The organism is Streptomyces cinnabarinus, from assembly GCF_027270315.1.
Taxonomy (GTDB): Bacteria; Actinomycetota; Actinomycetes; order Streptomycetales; family Streptomycetaceae; genus Streptomyces; species Streptomyces cinnabarinus.
The window spans coordinates 8729714-8742514 of the sequence record NZ_CP114413.1; the positions used below are offsets into that span (position 1 = coordinate 8729714).

Annotated in this window: 10 protein-coding genes; 3 read left to right on the top strand and 7 right to left on the bottom strand. The window is 69.8% G+C overall.

Translation table 11 applies throughout. The annotated features are described in order from the left end of the window. Nucleotides 1-27 precede the first annotated feature (27 nt). The gene (locus STRCI_RS39385; protein ID WP_269663804.1) at nucleotides 28-1602 is read left to right on the top strand and encodes a beta-N-acetylhexosaminidase; all 1575 of its coding nucleotides are present in this window, start codon (nucleotides 28-30) and stop codon (nucleotides 1600-1602) included. 77 nt (nucleotides 1603-1679) lie between these two features. Next, nucleotides 1680-3110, top strand: coding sequence for a cellulose binding domain-containing protein (locus STRCI_RS39390; protein WP_269663805.1), 1431 nt, complete (start codon nucleotides 1680-1682; stop codon nucleotides 3108-3110). Nucleotides 3111-3159: 49 nt separating this feature from the next. On the opposite strand, the gene STRCI_RS39395 is transcribed toward STRCI_RS39390, so the two are convergent. From STRCI_RS39395 to STRCI_RS39405, 3 genes are all read right to left on the bottom strand, one after another. Then, nucleotides 3160-6168 (bottom strand): 3-keto-alpha-glucoside-1,2-lyase-like domain-containing protein, encoded by a 3009-nt coding sequence (locus STRCI_RS39395; RefSeq protein WP_269663806.1) that lies wholly within the window; start codon nucleotides 6166-6168, stop codon nucleotides 3160-3162. 313 nt (nucleotides 6169-6481) lie between these two features. Beyond that, nucleotides 6482-7108 (bottom strand): hypothetical protein, encoded by a 627-nt coding sequence (locus STRCI_RS39400; protein ID WP_269663807.1) that lies wholly within the window; start codon nucleotides 7106-7108, stop codon nucleotides 6482-6484. A 224-nt stretch (nucleotides 7109-7332) separates the two neighbouring features. Then, on the bottom strand, nucleotides 7333-8178 hold the full coding sequence (locus STRCI_RS39405) for a helix-turn-helix transcriptional regulator (protein WP_269663808.1): 846 nt from the start codon (nucleotides 8176-8178) through the stop codon (nucleotides 7333-7335). A 129-nt stretch (nucleotides 8179-8307) separates the two neighbouring features. Here STRCI_RS39405 and STRCI_RS39410 point away from each other — a divergent pair, with 129 nt between their 5' ends. After that, a complete protein-coding gene (locus tag STRCI_RS39410; protein ID WP_269663809.1) occupies nucleotides 8308-9303 on the top strand; it encodes an aldo/keto reductase in 996 nt (331 codons plus the stop codon). 36 nt (nucleotides 9304-9339) lie between these two features. Here STRCI_RS39410 and STRCI_RS39415 read toward each other — a convergent pair whose 3' ends face one another. The 4 genes from STRCI_RS39415 to STRCI_RS39430 form a co-directional block, all read right to left on the bottom strand. Continuing rightward, the gene (locus STRCI_RS39415) at nucleotides 9340-10410 is read right to left on the bottom strand and encodes a DNA polymerase III subunit beta family protein (protein WP_269663810.1); all 1071 of its coding nucleotides are present in this window, start codon (nucleotides 10408-10410) and stop codon (nucleotides 9340-9342) included. A gap of 46 nt (nucleotides 10411-10456) precedes the next feature. Beyond that, a complete protein-coding gene (locus tag STRCI_RS39420) occupies nucleotides 10457-11449 on the bottom strand; it encodes an AraC-like ligand-binding domain-containing protein (RefSeq protein WP_269663811.1) in 993 nt (330 codons plus the stop codon). 164 nt (nucleotides 11450-11613) lie between these two features. Then, nucleotides 11614-12036 (bottom strand): hypothetical protein, encoded by a 423-nt coding sequence (locus STRCI_RS39425; RefSeq protein WP_269663812.1) that lies wholly within the window; start codon nucleotides 12034-12036, stop codon nucleotides 11614-11616. A gap of 107 nt (nucleotides 12037-12143) precedes the next feature. Beyond that, the gene (locus STRCI_RS39430) at nucleotides 12144-12767 is read right to left on the bottom strand and encodes a TetR-like C-terminal domain-containing protein (protein ID WP_269663813.1); all 624 of its coding nucleotides are present in this window, start codon (nucleotides 12765-12767) and stop codon (nucleotides 12144-12146) included. Between the last annotated feature and the right edge of the window lie 34 nt (nucleotides 12768-12801).

A 12801-nucleotide genomic window follows, 5' to 3' on the forward strand; every position in this document is an offset into this window, starting at 1 on the left:
ATCACTGAACACCGGAGACCAAGCCCCGTGGACCTGTCGCACCCCGTACTCCCACGCCCTGATCTCGCCCTCGTTCCCCGCCCCAGCACGCTGTCCGCACGCCCCGGCCGGTTCCGGCTCGACGACACCACACGGCTGCGCGTCACCCCCGGCACCGAAGCGGCGGCCGACCTCCTGCGCAGCTGTCTCGGGCCCGCCACCGGACTGTGCCCGGAGCACGCCGAGGACGGCACCTTCGTCCTCGCCCTCGACCCCGCGCTCACCGGGTTGGCCGAGGAGGGGTACGGGCTGACTGTCTCCGCCCACCAGGTCCTGCTGCGCGCCGCGCACCCGACCGGGCTGCTGCGCGGCGTCCAGACGATCCGTCAACTCCTGCCCTACGAAGCCCTGTCGGCGCCGTCGGAGGGCGTCGAGCTGCCCGGGGTGGAGATCACGGACGTGCCCGCACATCCCTGGCGCGGCATGCTGCTCGACGTCGCCCGCCACTTCCAGCCGGTGTCCTACCTGCGCCGCTTTGTCGACCTCCTCGCCCTGCACAAGCTGAACGTGCTCCAGTTGCACCTCACCGACGACCAGGGCTGGCGGATGCCGGTGACCGCCTACCCCCGGCTCACCGAGATCGGCAGCCGGCGGACGCAGTCGATGATCGGCCCCGCGGGCAGCACGCGCTTCGACGGCCGTCCGCACGGCGGCTCGTACACCCGCGCCGAACTCACCGGACTGGTCGCCTACGCGGCCGCGCGAGGCGTGACGGTGGTGCCGGAGGTCGGCGTGCCGGGACACGTACGGTCCGCGCTCGCCGCCTACCCCGAACTGGGCAACCACCCCGAGCGGCCGCTCGACGTGTGGACCCACTGGGGCGTCTGCGCGAACGTGCTCGGCGTCGGCGACCACGTCCTGGACTTCTTCCGGACGGTCCTGGACGAGGTGATGGACCTCTTCCCCTCCCCGTACGTCCACATCGGAGGCGACGAAGTCCCCACCCAGGAATGGGAGGCCAGCCCGGCGGCGATCGCCCGCGCCGCGCGGGAAGGGCTGTCCGGCCCGCGGGAGCTGCACGGCTGGTTCCTCACCCGGATGGCCGACCATGTCGTACAGGCCGGCCGTCGCCCGGTCGCCTGGGCCGAGGACGGCAGCACACTGCCCCTGACCTGCACGGTGATGAGCTGGCGCACACCGCGGCATGCCTGGGCGGCCGCTCGCCGGGGACACGACGTCATCCACACCGACCATCGCTCCACCTACTTCGACTACGCACGTGACCCCGGCCCCATGGAACCCCTCGCCCAGCCGGGCCACGCCGTCGACCTGCGAACCGTGTACGGCGTGGACCTGGTGCCGCCTTCCGACGAACCCCTGCTCGCCGGGAAGGTCCTGGGCACCCAGGGGCAGCTGTGGACCGAGTTCGTGCCCACGCCCGAGCACATCGAGTACCTCACCTACCCCCGCCTGTGCGCTCTCGCCGAGCGGGCGTGGGGATCCACCTCCATCGACGACTGGCCGGACTTCCGGGCCCGGCTGGACGGGCACCGGGCGCGGCTGACCGCGCTCGGCGTTCCGCACGACACCCTCCGGGACCGGGCGGCACACGCCCCCGTGTGAAGCCATCACCGCTCCACCCGCACACCCCCCACGATCCCTCCCGCGGCTGGCGGGAGCGAACGAAAGGAAACTGTCGGATGAGTACCCGTGCCAACCGCCGCGGCATCCGCGCGGCCCTTGCCCTGACCGCCGTAGTCGGCAGCGCGGCCCTGGTGGCCGTCCCCCTCACCACCGTGTCCGCGTCCGCGGCTGCGGGCGACGGCCTGGCCGTCCAGTACCGCACCAGTGCCGGCGGTGCCACCGCCGACCAGTCCGAGCCCTGGTTCAAGGTGCGCAACACCGGCACCACCACCGTCCAGTTGAGCCAGGTCAAGATCCGCTACTACTTCAAGGCGGACTCCCCGAGCGCCTCGTACCGCTTCGCCTGTTCATGGGCGGTCAAGGGCTGCTCGGCGATCACCGGCACCTTCGGCACCCTCGCCAATCCCACCGCGACGGCCGACCGCTACCTGGAGATCGGCTTCACCTCAGCGGCCGGCTCCCTCGCCCCCGGCGCCGACACCGGCGACATGCAACTGCGCTTCTACCAGTCCAACTGGCAGACCCTGACCCAGAGCGACGACTACTCCTTCAGCGGCACCCAGTCCGCCTACGCCGACTGGACCAAGGTCACCGCTCAGCTGGCCGGCGCCAATGTGTGGGGCACCGCCCCATCCGGGAACGAGCCGACCGACCCGCCGACCGACCCGCCCGGTGGCGGCGGCCAGACCCTGTTCGATGACTTCTCCTACACGTCGCACACCGACCCGGCCCTGTCCAGCCACGGCTGGAGCGTGCGCGCCAACTCCGGTGGCCCCGGCGTCCCCGGCGCCACCTGGGACCCCTCCAAGGTCACCTTCGCCAACCAGAGCGGCAACACGGTGATGAACCTGGAGACCTCCAGCGCGGGCACCGGCTCCACCACCACCCACACCGAAGTCCTCACCAAGGCAACGAAGTTCAAGAACGGCACCTACGCGGCTCGGGTGAAGTTCTCCGACGCCCCCAAGTACGGCCCCGACGGCGACCGCATCGTCCAGACCTTCTTCACCATCAACGACCTCAAGGCCCCGATGGCCGACGACTACGCCGAGTACGACTTCGAGTATCTGCCCAACGGCGGCTGGGGCGAGCCGGCGAACATCCTCTACACGACCTCCTGGGAGACCTACAACCCGGACCCGTGGCAGGCGGTCAACCAGCACAGCGAGAGCAGGCAGAGCTTCGCCGGCTGGCACGACCTCGTCGTGACCATCGACAACAGCCGGATCACCTACTACGTCGACGGCCAGCACTTCGGCACGCATGACGCCGCCTACCTGCCCGAGCGGCCCATGTCCATCAACTTCAACCAGTGGCTGATCGACCTCAACGGCCAGACGTCGACCACCCCGCGCGCCTACGACCAGCAGGTCGACTACGTCCTGCACGTCAAGGACCAGGTCCTCACCCCGGCCCAGGTCGCCGCGAAGATCACCTCCCTGCGCAACGCGGGGACAACCTTCGTCGACGAGGTCCCGGCATCCTGAACGCGGCGCTGCCCCCGGGATGTGCAACTCCCGGGGGCAGCCTGTCCGTTCAGTCCAGCGGCTCGATCCAGATGTTGCGGTAGCGGACCTTGTTGCCGTGGTCCTGGAGGCGGATCGCCCCCGCCATCGCCGTCTCCGGCGCACCGCCACCGGTGGGGGAGGTGATGGCGACGTCGTCGTGGACCGTCTTGCCGTTCCACGTCATCGTCACCCGGGCGTCGGCGGTCTTGTCACCGGCGTCGTTGTAGCGGGCGGCACGGAACACGATGTCGTACGACTGCCAAGTCTCCGGTGCCAGCGCCGCGTTGACGTCCGCCGCCTTTCGGCTGTAGATCGACGCGGCCTCGTTGTTCGCCAGGTCCGTGTCGCCGTAGGAGTCCAGGATCTGGATCTCATAGCGGTCCTGGAGGTAGACACCGCTGTTGGCGCGGTCCTGGCCCGTCACGTCCGGCGGCAGGTTCGGCAGCCGGAACTCCACGTGCAGCCGGAAGTCGCGGTAGGCGGTCTTGGTCCGCAGATCGCCGCAGCAGACCTCCATGCCGCCGTCCGCCAGCAGCGGCCACTGGGCCGCCCGGCCCGAGGTGTGCTGCCACAGTGACCGGTCCTCGCCGTCGAACAGGGTCACGCGCTCACCGGACTTGTGCACCGTGATCAGGTCCAGGTTGACGTGCCCGTCGTCGCCCGGGTCATTGCGGTAGGCGATGGTGTTGGTCCCGGCCCGCAGCGTGAGCTTCTCCGTCCGGGTGGACCAGGTCTCCCAGTCGCCGGTGCCGGGCAGCCGGGTCTGTCCCACCTTCTCGCCGTTGACGGCGACGCTGATCGCCTTGGTCCCGCTGAACGGATTGGGGCCGTTGGAGTAGCGCAGACCCACGTCGTACGAGCCGCTCGCGGGGACGTTGACGGTGAAGGTGGTGGTCGCCCCCTGTGTGCCGTAGCGGTCGACGAACGACGCGCCGGAGAAGCCGCCGTGGTCGGTGTTGGTTCCGGCGCCGCCGCTGAGGGCGGCCTCTTCCGCCTCGTACAACGTCGTTCGTGGGTGAGCGCTGGTGAGGTTGTTCAGCGTGTACCAGGCTTCCGTGCTCCACAGTGACGCGCCCGAGGCCGAGCTGAAGGGGCGAGGGGAGCGGAGGTGAACCACATGGCCGGGCTTGAGGCCGGCGATGGCGAGCCGCACCTTCTTGCCGTCCCGGGACAGTGACGCCGAGCGGACGGTGAGGGGCTCCTCGTCCACCTTGGGGCCGCCGTAGGCCGGGGTGGGCACATAGCGCCACTGCTTGACCCGGTAGCGGTCCGCCAGCTTGTCGGCGGTCTGCTGCGACAGCGGCTGGGTGTACTCCAGCTCGAAGCCGCCGTCGACGGCCCGCATGGACAGGACGTCGAAGGCGTTCCCGCCGTTGGGTGTGAGCTTCTGCAGGCCGTGGGTCAGCTTGCCCTCCTGGCCCCAGTTGCCGCCCGCACCGAGTCCGCCGGCGTAGATGGCGCCGTCCGGTCCGCGGCTGATCCGGGTCACGCCCGCCTCCAGGCCCTGGGTGTGGCGGAAGACGGCGCCCTGGTACTGGCCCTTGACCTTCTCCAGGTACGCCCGCTGGAGCCCGCCGTAGGTGACGTCACCGAAGAGCATCTGGCCGGCGTAGCGGCCCTTGGTGACATAGAGAGGCGTGCTCGGGGAGTTGGCGATCTCGTTCTGCGGGAGCCACAGGACGGGCTGGGTCACGGGGTTCGCGTCGAACGGGCCGTCGGGGTTGGTGTAGTGGTTGAAGAAGCGGTCCTGCTTGATGTGCACCAGTTTGGAGGCGGGCAGCCAGCCGCCCTGGTTGTCGGTGACGAAGAGGTCGCCCTGCGGGCCGAAGCCGATGCCGTTGGGGGTGCGCAGACCGCCGGCGACGTAGGAGACCTTGCCGGTCTTGCGGTTGACCTTGATAGTGGTGCCGCGATTGGCGGCGGGCTGCGGGTCGGTGGTGGCGCCGCCGTAGTTGATGGCTACGGAGAGGTTCAGGTAGAAGAATCCGTCCCGGTAGAGCAGGCCGAACGCGAACTCGTGGAAGTTGCCGCCGTACGGCCAGGTGGCCACGGTGCGCGTGCTGTCGATGACGTCGTCGCCGTTGGTGTCCGTCAGTTCGGTCAGCTCGTGCTTCTGCGAGACGTAGAGCTTTCCGTCGACGTACTTGATGCCCATCGGCTCCTTGAGCCCGGAGGCGATCTTCTTCGTGGTCACCTTGTCGGGGCCGGTGGCGCCGGTGACATGGTCCAGCAGGTACACCTCGCCCGCCGTGGTCTGCGAGCCGCCCCAAGTGGTGACCGCCAGGCGCTGGTCGGGCAGCCAGTCCATCGCGGTGATCTGCGGCTCGAAGCCCGCTGGACGCAGGTTCGTCAGGTCGTAGTCGGGGTGGACCCCGGTCAGCGGCAGCCCGTCGCCCGGTGTGTCGAAGGCGCCCTCGCACTCCTTGCGGCCGGGCGCCGTCACCCGCACCACGTCCGCCTCCGTGCTGAGCACGGAGTTGGGCACCAGGGCGAAGTCGGAGGCGCCGGGCGGCTGCCAGGCCAGGGTGACCTGTTGTCCGCCGCCGCGTTCGAAGTGGTCGATGCGCAGCGAGTGGTAGCCGGCGGTCAGCTCGACCGTCCCGTCCTTGGGTTCCGCGCCGTGCAACCCGTCGTGGTCGATGACGAGTTGGTCGTCGATCAGCAGCTGAGAGCCATCGTCGCTGGTGAGCCGGAAGGTGTAGGTGCCGTCCTGCGGCACGTTGATGTTGGCGGTGACCTGGCTGACGAAATTGGACTCGAAGCCGAAGTCCTCGGCGGTGGAGAAGTCGATGTCCGGTTCCAGCTTGTCGATGTTCGGGGTCTGGCCCGGCTTGAGCGTGCAGAGCTCGCTCAACGGGATCTGCACGTCGAAGACGCGCAGTGTGACCCCGGGTTCCTGCGGGGGCAGTTCGGCGGCGGCCGGCTGCGGATCCGCGTTCGCCGGGCCGGCGGTCAGACCGAGGGCCGCGGTGCAGCAGATGAGCGCGGTGGTCAGGGTGCGGCGGAAAGCGCGTCTTCGCGGGGGCTGGGAGCTCATGCGTCCTCCTCACGGCTCGTACGGCGTACGGAGCCGGGCTGCGGGTGATGGGTGCAGCGGGGGTGGAGCAGGGGGTGGAGCGGAATGCCGTGGCGCGCGGGACACGTTAGGAGACTTCTTCTGGTGCGTCCATATCTTTGTACGCATCCAGTACAAAGACTGAATCAGGGCGGACGAAGTGTCGGCAGTCGGCCACGCTGGATGCCACTGGACGCAAAGCAGCCGTGCCCCATGGCGGACGAGCCGCCTGCCAGGGCACGGCTATGTGCTGCGAACTCAAAGGCCCAACCGGTGGTGCGCCCTTGAGGATTGGTCAGTCGGACGTCTGCGGGGCCGCTTCCTCGACCGGGGCGGGCGCGGCGTCCGGGCGGGTGTCCGGACCGGTGTAGAAGACGGAGCTGCCCTGCTTGCTGCGCTGGGCCTGGCTCTTGGCCACCAGCCCCTCCAGCGTCGTACGCACGACCGTCGTCTTGATGTTGCGCTCGGCGTGCTGCTGTCCGAGCTCGGTGGTGATCTCGGCAGCGGAACGAGGCTCACTCTGGCCCGCCAGGTGTTCGCGCACGAGCTCGACGAGTGTGGGGGCGGCGGACGGCGCGGCCGCTGCCGGGGCAGCCTTCTTCTTGCTGGTGCGCTTCCGGGCGACGGCACCGGTCTTCTTGTCCTTCGCAGGCTTGGCCGCGCTCGCTCGCTTGGTGCGCGGAGCGGGCACCGTCGCGGCGGGCTGGGCTTCGGGTGCGGAGGGCGTTGCCGAAGCACCGAGCGCCTGCTGAATGCTCACCAGGACGGTGTGATCCTGCCGCAGGGCAGCCAGCTGAGCCTGCAGCGCTTCGATCTCGCCGCCAAGGCGCTCCTGCTCTTTGAGGTTCCGCTCAAGGTCGCCGGCCACTTGGGCGTTGTACTGCGACGTCAACTCGCTGGGTTCGACGGTGCTTTCGGACATGGTGCTCACATCCTTGCTCGGCGCCGAGGCTACGCGATGCAGCGAGCCAACGGCGTATGCGAAATCTAACGCGTGTGTCTGTTCTGCCTGGTCTCATGTCAGCAGCGGCAGTTACTGCCGCACAGGGTGTCGTAGCGATAGTACGGAAGACACCTGTGTTCGTCTCCGCGCCATCACTCGGACACCTGTGTCGGCGTGGCTGGTTGTTTCAACTGCGCGGGCGGTCAGGCGTGTTCTGTGGGGAACTCCTGGGTGCCGAGTACGCGCAGGAGGTCGAGTCGTTCGCGGGTCTCGTCGTCCGCCGGTGTGAGGACGAGGAGCTGCTGGCCCTGGTCGGGGGTGACCAGCGTCTCGCAGTCCATCAACAGGCGGCCTACCCGCGGGTGAAGGAGGGTCTTGCGGTCGGCGCGCCGGACTCCCACCTCATGTTCGGCCCACAGACAGCGGAAGTCGGCGCTCGCCGCGTGCAGCCGCTCGATGAGTCCGGTGACCGTGGGGTCGCCCGAGCGGCGCCCGGCGGCCGCGCGCAGATCGGCCACGAGCTGACGTGCGTGGCGCTCCCGCTCCTCGGGCGGACAGACGGCGCGGGTGGCGGACTCGGTGAACCAGCGGTGCACGAGATAGCGCCGGTCGCCGGAGAAGGCGGTGTGATCGCCCATCAGGAGGACGGCTGTGCGGTTCTGGGCGAGGATCTCGCCGAGGTCGGACAGCACAAAGGCCGGGGTGTCGCCGAGCAGGTCGAGCATGCGGATCAGTCCCGCGCGGGCCAGGCGGGCCACTCCGTCGGCGGGCGGGGGCCGGTGGCCGGCGAGATGGAACAGGTGGTCACGCTCGTCGTCGGACAGGCGCAACGCCCGGGCCAGCGCGCCGAGGAGCTGGGGCGAGGGTTGGCTGCTGCGGCTCTGCTCAAGGCGTACGACGTAGTCCACCGACACACCGGCGAGCATGGCCACCTCTTCCCGGCGCAGGCCGGTGGTACGGCGGCGGGGGCCCTCGGTGAGACCCACCTCCGCCGGGCGGATCGCCTCGCGGCGGCGGCGCAGGAAGTCGGCGAGCTGGTCACGCTGCATGCCTCATGGTCCCTCGCGGCGAGCGTGCCCAGCCAGGGAGTGGCTCTCCCATGATGAACGCTCCGCTACTCCGCACAACAGGCGCGGACGCACAGTGGGGGGACAGGCCGACGACGTAAGGAGAACGTGATGCAGACACGAACCCTGGGCAGTACCGGCCCGGCCGTCTCCGCGCTGGGCCTGGGCGCGATGGGCATGTCGGGCGTCTACGGGCCGGCCGACCGCGCGGAGAGCATCGCCACCGTGCACGCCGCGCTGGAGGCGGGCATGACGCTGATCGACACCGGTGACTTCTACGCCATGGGCCACAACGAGTTGCTGCTCGCCGAGGCGCTCCGCGGCCGCCCGCGGGACAGCTACCGGCTGAGCGTCAAGTTCGGCCTGCTGCGTGGGCCCGGCGCGCGGTTCGGCGGGCACGACTGCCGTCCCGAGGCGGTGAAGAACTTCCTGGCGTACTCGCTGACCCGGCTGGGCACCGACCACATCGACATTTACCGTCCCGCCCGGCTGGATCCGGCGGTACCCATCGAGGAGACGGTGGGCGCGGTCAAGGAGATGATCGACGCGGGCCACGTACGGCACCTCGGCCTCTCGGAGGTCGACGCGTCCACGATCCGCCGGGCACACGCCGTGCACCCGGTCGCCGACGTGCAGATCGAGTACTCGCTGATCTCCCGAGCGGTGGAGGCGGACGTTCTGCCGGTGCTGCGGGAACTGGGCATCGGCCTGACCGCGTACGGCGTCCTGGGCCGCGGGCTCATCTCCGGGCACTGGTCCGCCGCCCGGAGCAGCGCCCCGGGCGACAGCCGCGCCGTCAGCCCGCGCTTCTCCCACGAGAACGTGGCACACAACCTCGCCCTCGTGGAGGCGCTGCGCCGGGTCGCCGACGCGAAGGGGTGCACCGTAGCCCAGTTCGCCATCGCCTGGGTGGCCGCGCAGGGCGAGGACATCGTGCCCCTGGTCGGCGCCCGTACCCGCGCACGGCTGGCCGAGGCGCTGCCCGCGCTGGACCTGAACCTCACCCCGGACGACCTCGCCGAGGTCGAGAAGGCGGTACCGCGCGGCGCGGTGCGCGGCGACCGATACCCGTCCGCGTTCATGTCCGGCCTCGGCGTGGGCAACTGAGTCCGGCCCATCGAGCCGTACGGGGCGAGCGGACGGTCAGTCCTCCAGGCGGACCGGCATCACCATCGAGAAGGTGTCCTCGTCGTCGGGCCGGCGGATCGCGATCGGCGCGGTGGGAGCGCCGATCTCCAGAATCAGCCGCTCCCGGGCTCCGGCGGCCAGGGCGTCCAGCAGGAACTCACGGTTGACCGCAACGCGGTTCGGGGCGTCGTCGTCACCGTCAGAGCAGAGGGTCACCGAGCCGCCGTCCTCGACCTTGAGCACGCTGAGGTCGTGCGCTCCGGCCTCATCGGAACGGACCGGACCGGTCTCCAGGGCCTTCCGGAAGGCCGCCACCTCGACGACGGTGCGGCGCTCCGCGGCCTGAGGGAGGAGACGCCGGTAGTCGGGGAAGTCGTGGTCGAGACACTGCCCGGCCGCCTGCCGGTCCCCGGCCCCCAGCGTCACACGGTCACCGTCGACGGAGAGCCGCACGGGTCCCGCACCGTCCAGCAGCGCCCGCATCGCGTCGACGAGCGGCGTGGGCACGATGACCTGCACACGGCCCCCGCCGTACCCGGTGACACCGGCCCGGGCGACAGCCATCCGGTACCGGTCGGTGGCCACGACGTGGAGGCCCTCGCCCTCGATGTCGAACAGGACCGCACCGAGCATGGGCAGCTCAGGATCGGTACTCGCAGCGAACCGAACCGTGTCCAGCGCGGCCGCCAGCTCGGGCGCGGCGACGGACAGCCGGACGGTGGCGATGCGGAGCGAAGTCATGTCATTCTCCCGGTGATCGAGTAGTGCTCGGAGCGCGGAGAACTCACTGCGGGCGTCGGACAGTCCCTGTTCGAGGCGGCGCAGGTGCGCCTTGAGTAGCTCTCGGACCAGATCGGTGTCCGCGCCGGACCAACTGGCCAGCACCAGCCGGATGTCGGCCAGCGGCATCCCGGCCCGGCGCAGGCGGGCCAGCAACCGGGCCTCGTCGAGCTGCTCGGGTTCGTACCACCGATAACCGCTCACCGGATCCACCCAGGCCGGGACCAGCACACCGGCACGGTCGTAGAACCGCAGGGCGCTCACGCCCAGGCCGCTGTCGCGGGCCATCTCGCCAATGCTGCGCATGTCGTTCTCCACGCCCTGAACTCTGGACCTTGCACAAGGTCGAGGGTCAATCAGGCTCTGGCGCCGATCGGACCTTGGAAGTGCCCGGGTGGTGCTGCTCGCGCCAGGCCCGGGGCGAGATGCCGTAGGTCTGCTTGAACACCTTGCTGAAGTGGGTCGCGTCGACGAAGCCCCAACTTCGGCTGATCGCCCCGATGGTTCGCAGCCTGCCGTTCGGCCCGGCCAGCTCGCGCCTGCACTCGGCCAAGCGGTGCGAGCGGATCCAGTCCCCGAGACTGATGCCCGACCGGGCCAGCACCGCGTACAAGTGCCGTACCGAGATGGTGTGTGCGGCGGCGATGTGCGCGGCCGACAGGTCGGGGTCGGACAGGTGCGTCCGGATGTACTGAGTGATGCGCAAGCTGAGGGTGGCCTCCAACGGCACTTTGGCCACGCCGGAGTTGCCCATGTGGGAGGCCACGACAGCGCGGATGAGTTCAATGCTGGGTTCCACGACCGCCGCTGCCTGGGAGCCTTCGTGCAGCTCCTCGGTGACGGCCAGTTGGGAGAAGTACGTGAAGGCGAGGCCGGCGACGGGGTTCTGGGAGTCCATGCGCACCGCGGTGGCGTCTCGCAACAGCCGCTCGGGGAGAGCGAGCGCCGCACGGGGGATGCGGAAGAAGTGGTGGTCGACTCCCTCGTCGAAGACAAGTGTGTAGGGAGCGGCCGACTCGTAGACGGCGAAGTCGCCAGGCCGCAGCAGGCACTCGCGACCGTTCTGCACGACCAGGCTGTTGCCCGACACCTGAAGGCCCAGGAAGACGGCCGGCTCCTCGTCCACCCGGGCCAGCCGCTGCGTCCGTTCCACGGTGGCCGCGGTGGACCGTGCCGAGAGGACCGTCATGGGTCCCATCGCGCCGAGCTTCATCTGGGCCGAGATGTCCCCGGCCGGACGATGATGATCGATGTCCACCGCGACGACGGATTCGCACACCGCGTGCCGGATGAACTCCTCACGGTCCTGCGGCGGTATCAGCGTGGTGTCGAGGACAGGGCTCATCGAATGGGCCTACGTCCGTACTGGCCACCGGGCCGAAGTGGCAACAACGTCTTGCCCTGCTCCCGCACGACCCACCCCTCAGCCAAGAACGCTCTCAACATCAGCTTGGCAGGGGTGTGTTACGGCGCACAACGACCTTCCCGGGCCGGAGTTGGTCGCGCTGATCAGGATTCGGGGCAGAGCGTCTTGCGCAGCCCGGTGTTGATGTGGCTTCCGTCGTCATCGGTCAGCGTGACGCCGGCGTAGGAGAACCGCTGTGCGGCACTGTGGTCCGGGTTGGCGGCGCCGCCGTCGAGGGCCGCGCACTGGTTGCGGGCCGCGTCGATGGCCTTGGCCTCGTCGTGGGTGAGGGTGGCGTTGACGTCCATGATGGCGGCGAGTACGGCGTCTCGCTCCGCGCCGGTGGGCTCGGGCGGCAGGTCGGCGCCCGGGGCGGTGTCACTGTCGTCCGCGGCGCTCGATGTCTCGGGCGCGCTGCTCTGTGTGGTGTCGGCCTTGCTGTCGCTGTTGCCGTCGTCGCTGCCACAGCCAGACACGGCGACGGCGAGTATGGCGACGACGGCCGCCGTGGTGGTGCGGATGCGCATGGTTCCCCTCAAGGGCGACGGAGTTGCGTTGCAGACCTTAGGGCGAACGCGGCACCCGGACTTTGTCGTCCGTGCGGGAAACCTTGTCAGCTGTGCACGATCGACGGCTACCGCTCTGCCGACACCTCGGCCTGGCGGAGACCGCGGAACACCGCAGGGGTCGTCCAGCCGCGCAGCGTGGCGTGAATCGTCGAGTGGAACGCGGCCTCGGCCGTGACGGTGTCGAGGGCACCGGCCAGTTCGAGGGTCACGAGCCCGTGCAGGGCAGCCCAGATCGACAGGGCGATCGACGTCGCGTCGCCGACGAGGACGGACGCTGTCTTGGCGCGGTCGATCGCCGCGAGGAGCGGACGCATCGGGTCAGTGACACCGACCTCCCCCGACGGGTCGAAGGACTGCACCCCACCGAACAACACCGTGTAGAGGTGGCTGTGTTCGCGCCCCCACTGACGGTAGGCGGCGGCCAGCGCGTAGAGGTCGGCGAGCGGATCCGCGGAGGTCGGCACCGCTGACACGTCCCGGAACAGGCCGCCGACGGCTCTGTCTCGCACCGCCCTGATCAGCCCGTTCTTACCGCCGAACAAGGAGTACACCGCCGTCGTGGACGCCTCGGCGGCGGCGGCCACGGCGCGGACGGTGACCGACTCCCGCGGCTGGGTGGCGAGCATCTCGCTCGCGCACACCACAAGCCGCTCTTTGACTGCTTCGTCGTTCGTTCTCGGCCTACCCACGGTCAGCAGCCTACCCGCTCTGATAACGTCGTTT